Source organism: Stenotrophomonas sp. Steno-C18 (genome assembly GCF_056393195.1).
The window spans coordinates 239,083-255,389 of the sequence record NZ_JBWJOX010000003.1 but is presented as its reverse complement, the minus strand read 5'-3'; the positions used below and the strand labels follow the sequence as shown (position 1 = coordinate 255,389).

The 16,307-nt window shown below is 69.3% G+C and carries 17 protein-coding genes; 6 read left to right on the top strand and 11 right to left on the bottom strand.

What is annotated here, in order from left to right:
* Window positions 1–37: 37 nt before the first annotated feature.
* Window positions 38–1,468, top strand: coding sequence for a GGDEF domain-containing protein (locus tag AC06FE_RS08390; RefSeq protein WP_192287617.1), 1,431 nt, complete (start codon window positions 38–40; stop codon window positions 1,466–1,468).
* Between the two features lie 52 nt (window positions 1,469–1,520).
* On the opposite strand, the gene AC06FE_RS08385 is transcribed toward AC06FE_RS08390, so the two are convergent.
* The 3 genes from AC06FE_RS08385 to AC06FE_RS08375 all read right to left on the bottom strand — a co-directional run bounded on the left by AC06FE_RS08385 (window position 1,521) and on the right by AC06FE_RS08375 (window position 3,546).
* The gene (locus AC06FE_RS08385; RefSeq protein ID WP_478072772.1) at window positions 1,521–2,192 is read right to left on the bottom strand and encodes a Dph6-related ATP pyrophosphatase; all 672 of its coding nucleotides are present in this window, start codon (window positions 2,190–2,192) and stop codon (window positions 1,521–1,523) included.
* Window positions 2,193–2,195: 3 nt separating this feature from the next.
* Window positions 2,196–2,531: a hypothetical protein gene (locus AC06FE_RS08380; RefSeq protein ID WP_132865584.1), complete on the bottom strand. Its 336-nt coding sequence runs from the start codon at window positions 2,529–2,531 to the stop codon at window positions 2,196–2,198.
* A 70-nt stretch (window positions 2,532–2,601) separates the two neighbouring features.
* The gene (locus AC06FE_RS08375) at window positions 2,602–3,546 is read right to left on the bottom strand and encodes a DegV family protein (RefSeq protein ID WP_192287615.1); all 945 of its coding nucleotides are present in this window, start codon (window positions 3,544–3,546) and stop codon (window positions 2,602–2,604) included.
* A gap of 244 nt (window positions 3,547–3,790) precedes the next feature.
* Between AC06FE_RS08375 and AC06FE_RS08370 the strand changes: the two genes are divergently transcribed.
* The gene (locus AC06FE_RS08370; RefSeq protein ID WP_132865580.1) at window positions 3,791–4,330 is read left to right on the top strand and encodes a DUF924 family protein; all 540 of its coding nucleotides are present in this window, start codon (window positions 3,791–3,793) and stop codon (window positions 4,328–4,330) included.
* 73 nt (window positions 4,331–4,403) lie between these two features.
* On the opposite strand, the gene grxD is transcribed toward AC06FE_RS08370, so the two are convergent.
* Complete coding sequence (gene grxD, locus AC06FE_RS08365; protein WP_192287614.1) at window positions 4,404–5,330, bottom strand: Grx4 family monothiol glutaredoxin; 927 nt, start codon at window positions 5,328–5,330, stop codon at window positions 4,404–4,406.
* A 62-nt stretch (window positions 5,331–5,392) separates the two neighbouring features.
* On the opposite strand from grxD, the gene AC06FE_RS08360 reads away from it, so the two are divergent.
* Both AC06FE_RS08360 and AC06FE_RS08355 read left to right on the top strand, forming a co-directional pair.
* Window positions 5,393–6,172: a polysaccharide deacetylase family protein gene (locus AC06FE_RS08360; RefSeq protein WP_446540014.1), complete on the top strand. Its 780-nt coding sequence runs from the start codon at window positions 5,393–5,395 to the stop codon at window positions 6,170–6,172.
* A gap of 34 nt (window positions 6,173–6,206) precedes the next feature.
* Window positions 6,207–7,475 carry a DEAD/DEAH box helicase gene (locus AC06FE_RS08355; protein WP_478072771.1) on the top strand — a complete coding sequence of 423 codons (1,269 nt, stop codon included), beginning with the start codon at window positions 6,207–6,209 and terminating at the stop codon, window positions 7,473–7,475.
* Window positions 7,476–7,529: 54 nt separating this feature from the next.
* On the opposite strand, the gene AC06FE_RS08350 is transcribed toward AC06FE_RS08355, so the two are convergent.
* From AC06FE_RS08350 to AC06FE_RS08335, 4 genes are all read right to left on the bottom strand, one after another.
* Window positions 7,530–7,865, bottom strand: coding sequence for a DUF6172 family protein (locus AC06FE_RS08350; RefSeq protein WP_192287611.1), 336 nt, complete (start codon window positions 7,863–7,865; stop codon window positions 7,530–7,532).
* 82 nt (window positions 7,866–7,947) lie between these two features.
* Complete coding sequence (locus AC06FE_RS08345) at window positions 7,948–8,619, bottom strand: class I SAM-dependent methyltransferase (RefSeq protein WP_192287931.1); 672 nt, start codon at window positions 8,617–8,619, stop codon at window positions 7,948–7,950.
* A 23-nt stretch (window positions 8,620–8,642) separates the two neighbouring features.
* Window positions 8,643–9,290: an SGNH/GDSL hydrolase family protein gene (locus AC06FE_RS08340; RefSeq protein ID WP_313252594.1), complete on the bottom strand. Its 648-nt coding sequence runs from the start codon at window positions 9,288–9,290 to the stop codon at window positions 8,643–8,645.
* 14 nt (window positions 9,291–9,304) lie between these two features.
* Complete coding sequence (locus AC06FE_RS08335; RefSeq protein WP_192287609.1) at window positions 9,305–10,585, bottom strand: pyridoxal phosphate-dependent aminotransferase; 1,281 nt, start codon at window positions 10,583–10,585, stop codon at window positions 9,305–9,307.
* Between the two features lie 253 nt (window positions 10,586–10,838).
* Between AC06FE_RS08335 and rsgA the strand changes: the two genes are divergently transcribed.
* Both rsgA and AC06FE_RS08325 read left to right on the top strand, forming a co-directional pair.
* A complete protein-coding gene (gene rsgA / locus AC06FE_RS08330) occupies window positions 10,839–11,936 on the top strand; it encodes a ribosome small subunit-dependent GTPase A (protein ID WP_192287608.1) in 1,098 nt (365 codons plus the stop codon).
* A gap of 23 nt (window positions 11,937–11,959) precedes the next feature.
* Window positions 11,960–13,231 carry a flavohemoglobin expression-modulating QEGLA motif protein gene (locus tag AC06FE_RS08325; protein WP_225591809.1) on the top strand — a complete coding sequence of 424 codons (1,272 nt, stop codon included), beginning with the start codon at window positions 11,960–11,962 and terminating at the stop codon, window positions 13,229–13,231.
* A gap of 6 nt (window positions 13,232–13,237) precedes the next feature.
* On the opposite strand, the gene AC06FE_RS08320 is transcribed toward AC06FE_RS08325, so the two are convergent.
* From AC06FE_RS08320 to AC06FE_RS08310, 3 genes are all read right to left on the bottom strand, one after another.
* Window positions 13,238–14,476, bottom strand: a complete 1,239-nt coding sequence (locus AC06FE_RS08320) for an FAD-dependent oxidoreductase (protein ID WP_478072770.1) — start codon at window positions 14,474–14,476, stop codon at window positions 13,238–13,240.
* An 88-nt stretch (window positions 14,477–14,564) separates the two neighbouring features.
* Entirely contained in the window at window positions 14,565–15,770 is a 1,206-nt protein-coding gene (gene gltS / locus AC06FE_RS08315; RefSeq protein ID WP_192287606.1) for a sodium/glutamate symporter, read from the bottom strand.
* A 119-nt stretch (window positions 15,771–15,889) separates the two neighbouring features.
* Entirely contained in the window at window positions 15,890–16,285 is a 396-nt protein-coding gene (locus AC06FE_RS08310) for a RidA family protein (RefSeq protein WP_192287605.1), read from the bottom strand.
* Between the last annotated feature and the right edge of the window lie 22 nt (window positions 16,286–16,307).

Genomic DNA, 16,307 nt, shown 5'->3' with positions numbered 1-16,307 from the left:
TATCGTCCGTGCATGCGGCCTGGTCGACGGGGGATGCATGCCGGTGGTATTGGTTCTGCTGTATGTGGCCTGTCATGCCCTGGTCATGACCCTGTGGCCGGGGGAGACCGGCGCGGGTTCGTTCGTGTTCCTGACGCTCGCACCGCTGCTGGCTGCCGGGGCCTGCCTGTGGCGGGCACGGCGTGACCGCGCGGCACCGGGTTGGCGCGCCACCGCACTGGCGTTGCTGTTGTGGGCCGGTGGCATGGCCCTGAACATGGTCGATGCGCTGGGCGCGGGCCGTGCCGACGTCACCCCGCGCGTCAGCCTGCTGCTGTATGTGCTGTATGGCGTGCCACTGGTGTTCATCCTGGCCCGCGCGCGGCGTGAGCGCCTGAGCATCAGCCTGATCGACGCCGCGATGGCGGCACTGCTGGGCGTGCTGTTCTTCGTGCATGCCGGGTTCTTCGCCGGTCGCATCGATGTCGACGAACACGCGATGGCCAACATGCGTTACATGTTCGACATCCAGAACCTGTGCATCGCCGGCTTCGCGGTGGTGCGGTGGCTGGCCGGCGATGTGCCCGAGCGGCGCAGCTTCTTCCGGGCGCTGGCCTTGTACGCGGTGGCCTATCTGCTGGTGGCCGGCTACATCAACCACTTCACGTCGGAGGACGCCTTCGGCGCCTACAACGACCTGCTGATCGACCTGCCATTCCTGCTGCTGGGGGTGCTTGCGCTTGCGCCGGCGCCTGCACTGGTACCGGCGCCGGCACGGCACTCGCGCCTGTCACGGCTGGTGCAGGCCGGTGGCCCGATGATCCTGCCGCTGTTGCTGCTGGTGGTCGGCACGCTGGTGGTGGACCATGCACGGCCGCTGGCCCTGGCCGGCTTCGTGGTCGCCACGCTGGGGTTCGGCCTGCGCAGCATGCTGCTGCAGATCCACCTGTTGGAGCGGCAGGCGGCCTTGGACCAGCTGGCGCGGCAGGACGGCCTCACCGGCGTGGCCAACCGCCGCGAGTTCGATGCGACGCTGCGCAATGAATGGAACCGGGCCCGGCGCAGCGGCACCGAACTGGCGCTGCTGCTGGTGGACATCGATCACTTCAAGGCATTCAACGATGCGCACGGCCATCCGGCGGGAGATCGCTGCCTGCAGGCGGTGGCGGCGCAGTTGCAGGCGACCGTGCAACGCGCGGCCGACCGCGTGGCGCGCTATGGCGGCGAGGAGTTCGCGGTGATCGTGCCAGGGTGCGACCTGGACGGGGTGCTGGCGTTGGCCGAACGGCTGCGGGTGGCGGTGCAGGCCCTGCGCCTGCCGGAGGGGCCGGTCAGCATCAGCATCGGCGTGGCATTCCTGCATCCCCCGGTCATGCCGGACAGCGGGCAGTTGCTGGCCGATGCCGACGCCGCGTTGTATGCGGCCAAGCACGCCGGCCGCAACCGGGTGATGGTGCGCGGGGCACTGGGCGGGCCGGTCGCCTGTTGACGGAAGCCCCCCGTGGCGCCGTGCGGTCGCAGGCGGTACCGCCAGGGCGGCGCTAGCGGTGGAAGTCGGTATAGACGTAGCGCGCATCGCGCAGCACGGTCTGTCCTTGGTGCAGGGTGAGGGGGTGCAGGAACATCGGCCCGTCGCTGACGCAGGTGTGGAATTCGCCGTTCTCGCCGCAGGCGTCGACCGTGCCGGGCAGGGCATCGAGCAGGGCGACATCAAACGCCCGGCCGGCGAACCCGGGGTCGAGCCGCTGGCTGTCCACGCAGCACAACCGGGCGCGCAGGCCGCCGGCGATCATCTGCCGCGCCAGCTGTGCGGTGTCGCGGCCGAACAGCGGGAACACCGTCTGCCAGCCCAGCGGTGCGTATTGCTGTTCGCGCCACCGCCGGATGTCCTCCAGCAACAGGTCGCCGAACGCCAGGGTGTGCAGGCCGGGCCAACGTAGCCGTGCCTGCAGCAGGGCGTCGGCCATGCGCTGCAGGTACAGGGTGTTGTCGCAGGCCTGTGGGATCCACGCCTCCAGCAGGGGCAGCCCGGCCGCCTCGGCCTGGGCCTGCAGCACCTCGCGGCGCACGCCCTGCATCGACGCGCGGTCATACCCCTCGGTCAGCGTGCTCAGCAGCGCGACGACCTCCACCTCGTCGCGCTGGCGCAGTTCGTGCAGGGCCCAGGCGGCATCCTTGCCGCCGCTCCAGGACAACAGGACAGGCGTGCCCAAGGCTCAGCGCACGTCGCGCAGTTCCCAGTTGCTGCCGGCCAGCAGGCGCAGGCGATGCTTGAACAGATCGCCCGCCAACGTGGTGGTGGCCTGCAGGTTGATGCGCAGGTCGGCCTGCTGGCCGGTGACCGTGGCGGCCGGGTCCGTGGCGCCCAGGGACGGATCCACGTCATCGGGCTCGTCCTGGGTGGCCTTCCAGCGCTCGAACAGCTCCGGGGTGCGCAGCGCCGCCTGCAACTGCTCGGCGAAAGCGTCGGCGCCGCTGGCGGTGAAGGACAGGCGCGGATCGCTGCCGCGGGCCTTGCTCGGATCAGGCAGCGAAATCGAATACACGGGCATGGGAGTCTCCTTTCAGGTGGCGCAGTCTTGCACGAACGGCGTCGTGATTCCGTACACGATTCGCGGCGGATCAGGCCGAGAAAGCATGTGGTCCGTCGGCGAAGCCGATGGTCACCGCGCCCTTGCCGACGTTGACCATGCCGGTCAGGCTCATCAGCGCTTCCATCAGCGTCACGCCGTGCTGGTCGCAGGTGTCGCGCAGCTCGCGGTAGCCGGGCAGGGTGCGCAGTTCTTCCAGCGGGCCGCCGTAGCTCACGCATACCACCGGCGTCATCAACCCGGCCGCCACGCGCTTGCCGACGAAGCCGAACAGCGACTGCACCGCGTTGTCGAAGCCCTTGATCTTGGCCACCGGCTCGGTGTTGCCGCGGTAGCCATGCAGCACCGGCTTGATGTCCAGCGCGCTGCCCAGCGCCGCGCTGAACAGCCCGACGCTGCGGTCCCCCTTGTGGCGGGCGCGGGCGCGCATGTAGTACAGGTCGCGGGTGATCATGTAGCCGTGCACGTTGGCCGCGACCAGTTCCAGCCGCTCGCGCATCTGCGGCACGGTGGCGCCACTGTCGCGCAGGCGCACCGCCTCCACCGCGCTGACCGCCTGGGCGGCGAACAGGTTCTGGGTATCGATCACGCGCAGGCTGAAAGGCGAGTTGTAGCCGGCGGCCTGGCGGATCGGCTTGTACTCGCTGAGGATGGCGTAGCTGGCCTGCACCGCGTTGTCATGCAGCGGGCTGCGGGTGCGGGTGATGGTCATGCAGAAGACCTGGTCGAAGTCCGTCACCAGGCGGTGCAGGAACAGGTCGCGGATCTGCTCGGAACTGTAGGGGGTGGTTTCGGCCTCGGCGCCCTGGTCGCTGAGCGGGCCCTTGATGAAGGCCAGGGTGGCCTCTTCGTCGCGGTTGTCCGGCAGGATCGTGTCGCCGATGCGTACCGTGATGGGCAGCAGGACGAGATTGTTGCGTTGCAGGTATCCAACGGGCAGGTCGCAGGCAGAGTCGACCACAATTCCGATGCGCATGCAGGCCCCCTCCGGGTCCGTATGTTCTTAAAGGTTAGAACCCTATCTCAAAATTTGCCGTCAAGTTGCCCTGTTATGCGGCGTACGTCTCAATCCCGGTTCGGTTATTTCACAAGTTGGTCATACCCAGCCCTGCTGCGGGCCATTAAGCTAGCGACCACGTCGGCGCGGCTTCCGGCCAAGGCGACAGGGTTATGGCAGGGAACACCGCTGCCTGAATACGGGCAGGGTTCTGGGGAAGGAAATGGAAACGGCAAAGTCTGTAGTGGAGTTCTGGCGTGCGGCCGGGCCGAAACGCTGGTTCACGCGGGACGATGCGTTCGACGCCGAGTTCGGCCAGCGTTTCCTCGACCTGCATTGGCAGGCTGCACGCCGTGGCTGCGAGGAGTGGCTGCAGACCGCCGAGGGCGCGCTGGCCCTGCAGGTCCTGCTCGACCAGTTCCCGCGCAACTGCTTCCGTGGCACCGCGCACTCCTATGCCACCGATGGGTTGGCCCGGCATTACGCCATGCGCACCATCGAGGAAGGCCTGGACCGCGAGCTGACCCCGCAGCTGCGGGCCTTCATCTACCTGCCGTTCGAGCATTCGGAAGACCCGCATGACCAGGAGCGCTCGGTGGCGATGTTCGAAGTGCTGGGCGACCTGGAATACCTGAAGTACGCCGAGCTGCATCGCGACATCATCCGCCGCTTCGGGCGTTTCCCGCACCGCAATGCGGTGCTGGGCCGCATTCCCACGCCGGAAGAACTGCACTTCCTGGCCGAGGGCGGTTTCGCCGGCTGACCGGCGCACGCCACCAGGTATGAAAAACGCCGGCATTGCCGGCGTTTTCTGTCGTGCAGCCTGATCGCGGTGATCAGTACTTCGGCACGCTGTTGTCCACGTTCTCCGACCAGGCATCGATGCCGCCGGTGACGTTGAACACGTTGCTGAAGCCCAGGCCATGGAAATGGTCGGCAGCCTGCGCGCTGCGGCCACCGCGGTGGCACAGGAACGCCAGCGGGGTGTCCTTGGGCAGGGCTTCGAGCCGGGCGCGGTTGTCGCCGTCGAAGGTTTCGAACGGGCCGTTGATCGCGGCGATCGCGCGCTCGTCGGCCGGGCGCACGTCCACCAGGGTGATGGCGCCGGCACGCAGCTGGTCATCGGCGCTGCGCACGTCCAGCTCCTGCACCGGCCGGGGGGCGTTCGGGTTGTTGATCGCCAGGCCCTGGCCACGGATGTCGTCCACCCAGTCGATGGTGATGCCGTTGGCGCGGCGGGCGCTGGAAACGTCGAACTGCACGCGCAGGCCGTTGGATTCGGCGGCGATGGCGTTGGCGTCGAACGGGGCCAGCTGGAAGTTCGGCTGGAAGCGCGCGTCGATGCTCAGCTGCAGGGCGCTGCCCGGGGCGTCGGCCAGCGCGCCCTTGAGCATTTCCACCGCCGCCGGGGTGACGGTGATGGTCGGCGGGGTGCGGTCCGGTGCGGCCACGCCCAGCAGGCTGCTCAGCTCACCGCTGTTGGCCATCTGCAGGATGATGTCGCTGCCGCCGACCAGTTCGCCGCCCACGTACAGCTGCGGGATGGTCGGCCAGTCGCCATAGGCCTTGATGCCTTCGCGGATTTCCTGGTCGGCCAGCACGTTGACGTGGGCGAACTCCACGCCCAGGTCCTGCAGGGCGCCGACGGCCTTGGCCGAGAAACCGCACTGCGGCATGGTCGGCTGGCCCTTCATGAACAGGACGACGCGGTTGGCGCCGAGGATGGATTCAATGCGCGAGCGCAGGGCGGGATCCAGGGACATCGTGAACTCGTGGAAGTGGTCTGTGACAATGTCCGATTCTACGCTGTGAGGCACCCCCGGGCATGACCGCCAAGGAAACCCTGTATCGCGTTCCCGTGCGCCCCTGGCGCTGGGTGCCGTGGCTGGTGGTTTCGCAGGGGCTGGTGGCACTGGCCTGGTGGGTGCTGGGCTGGGCCTGGGGGCTGCCGCTGCTGCTGGCCAGCCATGCGCTGTTCGTGGTGCCGGTGTTCCTGCCCAACAGCCGTTTCTACGCCCCGGTGGTCAGCCGCGTGGCGGGCGCGGACGTGTGGCTGACCATCGACGATGGCCCCTCGGACGACACCCTGGCCGTGCTCGACCTGCTTGATCGCTACCAGGCCAAGGCCACCTTCTTCATGGTCGGCGAGCGTGCGCAGGCACGGCCGGCGCTGGTGCACGAGGTGCTGCGCCGTGGCCACGGCATCGGCAACCACAGCCATTCCCACCCCCAGGCGCGGTTCTGGGCACTGGGCCCGGCGGCGATGGCGGCGCAGATCCAGGGATGCCAGCAGGCACTGGGCGAACTGGCCGGCAGCCCGCCGCGCTGGTACCGCTCGGTGGTGGGCATGACCAACCCGTTCGTCGCCGCCGCGCTCAAGCGCCACGGGCTCACGCGGGTGGGCTGGAGCGCGCGCGGCTTCGACGGCGTGGCCTGCCAGCCGCAGGACGTGGTGCGTCGGATTGCCGCCGACCTGCGGCCCGGCGCGATCGTGTTGCTGCACGAAGGGTCGGCGCACGGGCACAACCTGGCCATCATCGAGGGCGTGCTTGAGCAGTTGCAGGCGCGGGGCCTGCAGGCACGCCTGCCACGGGCAAGCGCGTAGACTCGCATCCCGTCTTTTCCCGGAATCCCGTTCGATGCCTTTCTCCCAGCTCGGCCTCTCGCCCTATGTGTTGCCTGCGTTGCAGCAGGCATTGCAGCAGGCCGGCTATGCCGCACCCACGCCGATCCAGCAGCAGGCGGTGCCGCTGATCGTGAAAGGGCGTGACCTGGTGGCGTTGGCGCCGACCGGTTCGGGCAAGACGGCGGCCTACGTGCTGCCGGCGCTGCAGCGTTTTTCCATGGGCCAGGCGCGCAAGCCGCGCCCGCTGCTGCAACTGGTGCTGGTCCCCACGCGCGAACTGGCGTTGCAGGTAAGCGATGTGTTCAACACGCTGGGCCGGCAGATGGCGCGTCGGCCGCACCTGGTGTGCGCGGTGGGCGGGGTGTCGATCAATCCGCAGCTGATGGCATTGCGCGGCGGCGCCGACATCGTGGTGGCCACGCCCGGGCGCCTGCTCGACCTGGTGGCGCACAACGCGCTCTCGCTCGGGCAGGTGCAGCTGCTGGTGCTGGACGAAGCCGACCGCCTGCTCGAGCTCGGGTTCGGCGACGAGCTGCGGCAGATCCTGGCCGAGCTGCCGGTGCGCCGGCAGACGTTGCTGTTCTCGGCGACCTTCCCGCCGGACATCGCGGCGCTGGCCGCGGCCGGCCTGCGCGATCCGCAGCGGGTGGAAATCCGCGACCAGGCACAACCGGAGATCGCGCAGCGGGCGATCCGCGTCGATGCGGGCCGGCGCAGTGAGCTGCTGTTGTCGCTGCTGGACGACCCGGGTTGGACACAGGTGCTGGTGTTCGTCGGCAGCCGTCGTGACAGCGACCGCCTGGCCGCGCAGCTGCGTGCCGCCGACATCAGTGCGCAGGCGCTGCATGGCGACCAGTCACAAGGACGGCGCGTGCGCATGCTGCAGGATTTCAAGGACGGCCAGCTGCGGGTACTGGTGGCCACCGACGTGGCGGCGCGTGGCATCGACATCGCGCGTCTGCCGGTGGTGGTGAATTACGAGCTGCCGCGCTCGCCGGCCGATTACCTACACCGTATCGGTCGAACCGGCCGTGCCGGCGAAAAGGGCCTGGCGGTGAGTTTCGTCGATGCCGATGCGCTGGCGCATTGGCGCCTGATCGGCAAGCGCAACGGCATGCAGGTGGCGCTGGAGGAACGGGACGGCTTCGCGCCGAAGGACGCACCGGTGCAGGCCAGCGTGGTGGCCGCCGACAACGGCGGCATCAAGGGCCGCCGGCCGAGCAAGAAGGACCGCCTGCGCGCGGCGGCGAATGCCAGGCCGGATCCAGCCCCGAACCCGTAGGGCGGAGCCATGCTCCGCCGGGGCGTTGCCGGGCAGGGCCCGGCACGACCGGTTTCAATCCTCGAAATCGCTTTCCGGCGAGGTTTCCGGGGTCGGCTCGGGCTTCGGGCGCGGGGTGCGCTTGCCGGGCTTGCTGACCACCTCGACGTAGAACTGCGTGTTGCCGGCGGCCACCAGTGCGTCCACCGCGCGGATCAGGGTGCCGAATTCCACCGGCTCGGCGCTGGCTTCGTCGACGCCGGCCTTGCTGTCGAACTCCCAGACATCGGCACCGGCGGGCAGGGTCTTGCCGCGCTCGCGCTTGATGTACTTGCGGATGTCGTGCTTGCTGGCTTCCAGCAGGCGGTCGGGATGCTTGCCTTCGATGTCGAGGCGGTAGGTTCTCTTCACGTGGATCTCGTTGGTGTGCCGGCCCGGTCGGGCGGCAGGAATGGAATTGGGCGATTATCGGCGCAAACGGCTGAGTCGTGCCTCAACTGCGTTGCGCCACCACCAGCCAGTTGTTGAACGGGGTACGCCCGTACAGGGGGGTGATGCGCACCGACAGCCCGGCCTGCTGCAGTTGTGCCTGCAGGCTGTCGGCGTCGGGGTAGTGGCGGGGGCGGAACTGCATCCAGCCGATCAGGTGGGCGGCGCGGTCGCCCAGCCGCGAGATCCGTCCGCGCCGGGTGTGGTCGGCCAGCGCCATGCGCATCACCAGCCGGCTGTCGTCATCGAGCATGGCCGCGGCACGTTGCAGCAGGTGGGCCTGGGCCGCGGCCGGCAGGTACTGCAGCACGTCGAGGATGGCCACGCTGCCGCGGTGCTCGGGCAAGGTGGTGGCCAGGTCCATCCGTTCGAAGCAGGTGGCGTCCAGGCCGCTGCGCGCGGCTACGTCACGGCCGCGGTCGACCTTGGCCGCGTCGTTGTCCACGCCGTGATAGGGCAGGTGCTGGCCGTCACGGCGCAATGCGTGGGCCAGCAGGCCCAGCCCGCAGCCCATGTCCAGCACCGGCGCGCGGGTGCCGCGCAGGGCGTCCAGCACGCCGGGATACAACGGGTCGCTGCGCAACTTGGAGAGCGTGTAGTAGTAGTCCCAGCGGTTGCCCCAGGGCCTGACGGGGGCGAAGGCGCGGGCGATGGCGCGGGCATCCTCGGCCGACAGGGCTACCTTGGCACCGTGCCCGGTCACGCGGCGGGGGGCGCCTTGAGCAGTGCGCTGGCCACCGGCAGGGCCTGTTCCATCCAGCGCCGGTACATCCGCGCGGAAGGATGCAGCCCGTCGTCCGCCAGCATCGCCGGTTCCGCGCCGCCGTCGCGGCTGGCCGGGGTGATGTCGACGAAGGCCACGCCGTAATCGCCGCAACAGGCATGCGCGGCGGCGTTGAAGTCGTCGATCTCGCGGGCGACCTGCGCCGCGTCGCGGCCGTTGTGCTGCGCATAAGGGGTGAAGCCCCAGTCCGGCGTGGACAGCACCAGCACCCGCGCCGGATTCTCGTCGGCCAGCGCGATCGCGCGCTGCAGCAATTGCTCGAACTGCTGCCGGTACTCGGCCAGCGGGCGGCCGCGGTACTGGTTGTTGACCCCGATCAGCAGGCTGACCAGGGCATACGGGCCCTGCGGCGCGGCGGTATCGATGGCCGTGGCCAGCTCGTCGGTGGTCCAGCCGGTGGTGGCGATCACCTCCGGGTCGGCCAGCGCGATGCCGTCCGCGCGCAGCGCGGCGGCCAACTGGAACGGCCAGGTGCCTTCGGTCGGCACGCCTTCGCCGATGGTGTAGGAATCGCCCAGCGCGAGATAGCGCGGTGCGGCCGATTCGATGCTGGTCCCGGGGATTCCGCTCACGCGGCTCACCCTGCGCGAGCGACGGCGGCGCGGCCCTTCAACGGGACCACCTTGGTCACCGCTTCGGCACGGCGGGCCAGCAGCTTGTCGATGCGGCCGAATACCTCGCGCATCACGCCGGCCTCCGGCAGCAGGGTCACGCGGAAGTGGTTGCGGTAGGGCACGTTGAAGCTGGAGCCGGGCACCACCAGCACGCCTTCCTCCTCCATCAGCTGCAGGGCGAAATCGTGGTCGTCGAAGCCCTGCGCGGCCGGGCCGACCACCGCCGGGAACGCATACAGCGCGCCGGACGGCGCGACCAGTGACAGGTGCTCGCTGGCGGCGCAGGCGTCGATCACCGCACGACGGGTCTCGTACAGGCGGCCACCGGGCGAGCACAGCTCGGTGATGGTGTCCGGGCCGTTGACCGCGGCCTCGATGGCGTACTGGCCGGGCACGTTGGCGCACAGGCGCAGCGCGCTGAGCAGGTCCAGCGCGGCACGGAACTCCCCCAGGCGCTCGGCGGCGCCGGACAGCAGCATCCAGCCCACGCGCCAACCGCAGGCGCGGTGCACCTTGCTCAGGCCACTGAAGGTCAGGCACGGGTGGTCACCGGCCAGCGGTGCGACCGGCTGGAACTGCGCGCCGTCGTAGAGGATCTGGTCGTAGATCTCGTCCACCATCAGCAGCAGGTTGTGCTTGCGGGCGATGGCGACGATCTTTTCCAGCAGCTCGCGCGGGTAGCTGGCGCCGGCCGGGTTGTTCGGGTTGATCAGCACGATGGCGCGGGTGCGCGAGGACACCAGCGTCTCGATCTCCACCGGGTCGGGCAGGAAGCCGTTCTCCGGCTTGCAGCGGTAGTAGACCGGGCGGCCGTCATTGAGGATGGTGGCCGCCGACCACAGCGGGTAGTCGGGCGAGGGCACCAGCACTTCGTCGCCCGGGTTGAGCAGGGCGCGCAGCGACAGGTCGATCAGCTCGGACACGCCGTTGCCCAGGAACACCCGGTCGGCCACCGCATCGGGGGCGCCACGGCGGGCATAGGCGGCGGCGATCGCCTCGCGTGCCACCGGCAGGCCCTGCTGGTGGGTGTACGGGTCGGTGCGGCCCATGTCGTCGGCGATGGCGTGCTGCAGGTGCGCCGGCGCACGGAACCCGAAGTTGCCGGGGTTGCCGATGTTGAGCTTGATCAGCTTGCGGCCCTGGGCCTCCAGCTCGCGGGCTCGCCGGGCCAGCTCACCACGGATCTCGTAGCGGACTTCGGACAGGCGTTCACGGGTGGCGAGCGGTTTGGCGGGGCTTGACATTTCTGCAGGGCCATCAAGGGCATGGAGCCTGCATGGTAGCGGAATTGTTGCGTTGCGGGGCGAAGGTTCCAATGCGAACCAACGCCCCGTGCCGCAACCGTTCCGAAGGGCTTCCCCCACCCTTGCAGCGCAGCGGAAGGGGACGGCCGGGGAGGGGGCGCTCTGGCCGTGGCCGTCGCCGTTCCCCCTATCTTCCAGCGCAACGGAAGGGGCGGGTCCGGGAGCGGTCGCTCTGGCCTTGTAGAATTGCTCGATGACAGAAGCCTTCGATTTCACCCCGCTCCGCAGCATCGGCTGGCCCTGGCCCGGCGCTCCCGAGGACCCGGCCTGGCAGGCCGCTTTCGCCGCGCACCCCCAGGCCCGGCCGGGGCGGGTGATCGAACAGCATCGTTCCGGCTACGTGGTGGCCGACGCGCCGGAGCACAGCCTGAAGACCGAATCGCCGCCGGAATGGCAGCGGCCGCGCTTCCCCAGCCACGAGCGCGCGGCGGTGGGCGACTGGGTGCTGCTGGACGGCATCCGCATCGTCGCGCTGCTGCCGCGGCGCACCTCGATCAAGCGCGGCGCGGCCGGCGAGCATTACCACCAGCAGGTGATCGCGGCCAACATCGACACGGTGTTCATCGTCTGCGGGCTGGATGCGGACTTCAACCCGCGCCGCATCGAGCGCTACCTGTTGCTGGTGGGCGGGGGTGGCGCGGCACCGGTGGTGGTGCTGACCAAGGCCGACCAGACCGAGTACAGCGAAGACGCGCTGGCCGTGCTGGAAGACCTGGCCGCCCAGCAGATCCCGCTGCTGGCGATCAACGGCAAGGACCCGGCCAGCGTGGCCGCGCTGGAGCCCTGGCTGCAGCCGGGCAACACCGTGGTGCTGGTGGGCTCGTCCGGCGCCGGCAAATCCACGCTCACAAACACGTTGCTGGGCGAAGACCGGATGAAGACCAACAGCGTGCGCGAGAACGATTCGCGCGGCCGCCACACCACCACGCACCGTGCGCTGATGCCGCTGCCGACCGGCGCCTGCCTGATCGACACCCCAGGCATGCGCGAGTTGAAGCCCACCGGCGAGGAAATGCTTTCCGAGGGCGGCTTCGCCGACATCGAGGCGCTGACCACGCAGTGCCGTTTCCGCGATTGCGCGCACCAGCAGGAACCTGGCTGCGCGGTGCGCGAGGCGATCGAGAACGGCGAGATCGAAGAGAGCCGGGTGCTGAACTACTTCAAGCTGCGCGAGGAAGTGGCCATCGCCGCGGCCAAGCTGGCGCAGCGCCAGGCCGAGCAGGCCAGCGAGCGCAGGAACAGCGGCCGTGGCGCGCAGTGGCGCCCGGTCGGCAAGGGCAAGCGGCGCTGAGCGTCGCGGCCGGTGACGGGGCAATGTTCGAGGCAACCATGGGCAAGACCATCCGCAACCACGACCCGGCCATCACCCACCACGCGGCACTGGACGCGCGCATGGTGGAGGCCGTGCGCGGCATCCGCCTGCTCGGCCTGACCAGCTGGCCGGCATCGACGCAGGCGCCGTTCCTGCAGAGCGTGGCGCGTGGCCGGCCCGAGCTGCCGCAGGTGGCCTACCCCCGGCTGGATTTCAGTGATGCACGGCGCGAGCTGGACGCGATCCTGGGCCAGTGTGATGGGAGCCACCCGCTCGGTGCCTACGTGCAGGACTCCGCGCGCAGCTGGGACCTGGCCGCGCGCCTGCTCGAAGCGCTGGGAACGCCGGAGGTGGACCGCTACTCCACCGAACTGTTCGGCGTGCCCGAGCAGCCGATGCCCGGCAACGGCCCGACCACGCGCGAGGCGGCACAGCACTTCATCCAGATCGCGCAGGAGCTGGACCACGAACTGCTTGCCCCCGAGGAGCAGGTGCCGGTGTCGTCCATCGCGCTGCAGTTGCAGCTGCAGGGGGACCTGGACGACTTCTTCGGCGGGCGGGTGATCAGCGTCGAACTGGACCCGGCGCTGATCGCCAAGGCCGCCGCCGGCGCCACCCGCATCCGCGTGCGCACCAGTGCCTGCTTCAGCGCCTATGACCGCGCGCAGCTGTTCCACCATGAAGCGCTGGTGCATTCGCTGACCGCGCTCAACGGCCGCGAGCAGGCGGTGCTGCCGAGCCTGGCGTTGTCCTCGCCGCGCATCACCACCACCCAGGAAGGCCTGGCCACGTTCGCCGAGCAGATCACCGGCAGCATCGACATCCAGCGGCTCAAGCGCATCAGCCTGCGCATCGAGGCGATCGCGATGGCGCGCGACGGCGCGGACTTCATCCAGGTGTTCGAGTATTTCCGCCAGGCCGGGCAGACCGCCGAGGAGAGTTTCTCCTCGGCCCAGCGCGTGTTCCGTGGCGTGCCTACCGGCGGGGGCGCGGCCTTCACCAAGGACACGGTGTACCTGCGTGGCCTGGTCTCGGTGCATACCTTCTTCCGGCAGATGCTGCGCGAGGAAAAGCTTCAGGTCTGCCGCTGGCTGTTCGCCGGCAAGATGACGCTGGGTGACGCGCAGGCACTGGCGCCGCTGTTCGAGGCCGGGGTGCTGGCACCGCCGCGCTGGCTGCCGCACTGGATCACCCGCGCCAATGGCCTGGCCGGCGCGCTGGCGTTCTCGCTGTTCGCCAACCGCATCCGCATGGACCAGATCGGCGAACGCTGACGCGGCTCAGGGCGCGCCGAGCAGTTGGCTGACCGCGCGTTCGCCGCTGCCCATCGCAAGGGTCCAGCCGAGCATGCCGTGGCCGATGTTGCAGCCCAGCCCGTCGCCGAGGTTGCGGATGATCGGCGAGGTCCACGGCGTGACCGGGCGCAGGCCCGCCCAGCGGCTTTCGATGCGTGTGTAGTCCGCCGCTTCCGGCAACGAGGCCTGGGCCATGGCGACCAGTTGCGCCATGCGGGTCGGATCGGGCGTCGGGTCCCAGTCGTTGAGGTCGGCCAGGCCGGCCACGCGGATGCGCTCGCCCAGCCGGCAAAACACCAGCTTGCGCTTGGTGTCGGTGATGCTGACCTGCGGCGCGTTGGCCCCGCAGGGCGCGGTGAACGAGTACCCCTTGATCGCCATCACCGGCACGCGCATGCCGGCGGGCCGCAGCAGGCGCGCGCTGTCGATGCCGGCGCAGACCAGCACGCGTGGTGCCTGCGCCCGGCGCCCGTCGGCGGCCTGCAGCTGCCATTGGCCGTCGCGGCGCTGCAGGGCGCGGGTGTCGAAGTCGAACGCGGCCTGCACCGGATACTGGCCGGTGAGGATGTCCAGCAATCCGGTACTGAACAGGTAGGGGTCGCCGGCTTCCTCCTCGGGCGAGTACACCGCGCCGGCCAGCCACGGCGCGCCGTGCAGCGCCGGTTCGATGCGGCGTGCCTCCTCGGCATCGACCAGCCGCTGGTGCACGCCGTAGGGCTGCTTCAGCGCGATCATGCCGGCCGCGCCCTGCACACCCTCGCTGCTGGGATACAGGTGCAGCTTGCCGGAGACGACGTGTTCGAAGGCGATGGGATGGCGTTGCAGCAAGGCCTGCATGGCCTGGCGCGATTCCAGCGCCAGTTCCAGCGTGGCCAGTGTATTGCGGCGCAGTGCACCGGCATTGGCCTGGCGCAGGAACGACAGGCCCCAGCGCACGAAGTCCAGGTCCGCCGACCAGTGCGTGCGGAATGCGCCGTTGCGGCCGAAGGCCATCTGCGGCAGCTGCCCCCACGTGGTCGGGCCGGCCATCGCGTCGGTGTAGACGTAGCTCAGCTGCGCGCCGTTGGCGAAGGACGTGCCCAGCGCAGGACCGGCGTTGCGGTCCACCAGCAACACCGATGCGCCGCGCCGTGCAGCGGCGTAGGCACTGGCCAGGCCAACCACGCCGGCACCGATGATGATCAGGTCATGGCCGGTGGCAAGGGGGGCAGCGGATGCGGTCATCGGGGGAAACGCACGCGGTGGGCGGAGTTGGCCATTGTCGCGCCAACTCGCGCCCATGGGCACGGGTGTGGCGCACGGAACCGGCCGCTCAGTGCGGCCAGAAGTTCAGGAAGCCGGTGATGATCAGCGCGTTGATGAAGTCGATGAAGAACGCGCCCACCAGCGGTGCCACCAGGAATGCACGCGGTGCCGGGCCATAGCGCTGGGCCAGGCGGCGCATCACCGCCATCGCGTTGGCGGTGGTGCCGAGCATGAAGCCGATGAAGCCGCCGCCCATCACCGCCGCGTCGTAGTCGCGGCCCATCAGCCAGTAGATCGGCACCGCGAACAACGCGACCACGGCCACCTGGATGACCAGGTTGACCAGCAGAGGCAGGCCCATGCCGGCCAGTTCCCACAGCTTCAGGTCCATCAGGGCGATGGCCAGGAACAGCGCAAGGCAGATGTTGCCGATCAGGTCGGTGGTCGGCACCGACAGCTTGACCCAGCCGGTGTAGTCGTCCACGTTGCGGATCACCGCGCCGACCAGCATCGCGCCGATGTAGGTGGGCAGGGTCAGGCCGATGCCTTCGAAGCCCTTGCCGACCCAGACGCCCAGCCACATCGCCATCAGCAGCACGACGATGCTCTTGAGTGCGTCGAACTCGCGGGCCGATTCACTGGGGTAGCGCACCACCACCGATTCCTCGGCCAGCTGCTCGGCTTCGGTGACCTTCTTGTTCGGGTGCTGCACCTTGAAGCGTTGCATCAGCACGGTGATCACCGGGCCACCCACCAGGCCGCCGCAGATGATGCCGGCCATCGCGGCGGTGACCGCCAGGCTCTCGGCACCGGCCAGGCCTGCCTTCTCGAACAGGGGCGCGAACGCCAGGCCGGTGGCCGGGCCACCGGTCAGCGTGGCCGAGCCGGCCAGCACGCCGAACATCGGGTTCAGGCCGAACAGTTTGGCCACGCTGATGCCGATCAGGTTCTGCAGCACCGCGAACACGCTGCCGATCAGCAGGAACAACATCACCTGCTTGCCGCTGACGCGCAGCAGGCGCACGCTGGCATTGATGCCCAGGGTGGTGAAGAAGGCCACCATCAGCGGTGTCTTGAGCGTGGTGTCCAGCTCGAAGAGCGTGGTCTGTTGTCCATGGGCCCACCACACCGCCAACGCGACCAGCAGGCCGCCAACCACCGGTTCAGGCAGGTTGTAGCGGCGGAAGAAGGGGATGACGCGGCACAGCGCATATCCCGCGAACAGCGTCAGGCCCGCGAAGGCCACCGTCTGTACGGCATCAAGATGGATCATGGGCAGGCCCCTCAACCAGACAATCCGCGACTTTGTCGTGACTGGCGGCCAAGATCAACCCGGGCCCGATGGCACTGGTCCCTTCCGTGCCGGCGTGTATACCGGTACGGGCAGCGGATTCAGCGTTGCGGGCGCTTGTAGGCCACGCAGTCCACTTCCACCTTGCAGTCCACCACCATGCGGTTCTCCACGCAGGCGCGGGCGGGCGGGTGCTCGCCGAAGTAGTGCTTGAACACGCCGTTGAAGGCGTAGAAGTCGCGGGCATCGTCCAGCCAGACGCCGCAGCGGACCACGTGCTCGGGGCCATAGCCGGCCTCGGCCAGGATCTCCAGCACGTTACCGATGGCCACGTGGGCCTGTTCGGTGACGGTGCCGCCGACCAGTTCGCCGTTGCGCATCGGCACCTGCCCGGACACGTACAGCCAGCCATCGGCCTGGACCGCGCGCGAGAACGGCATGTGCTGCTTGCCCTGGCCGACGCCGCCTTCGGCGCCATAGCGTGTGATGTCACTCATGGGGGGTTCCTCGGTTGGATTG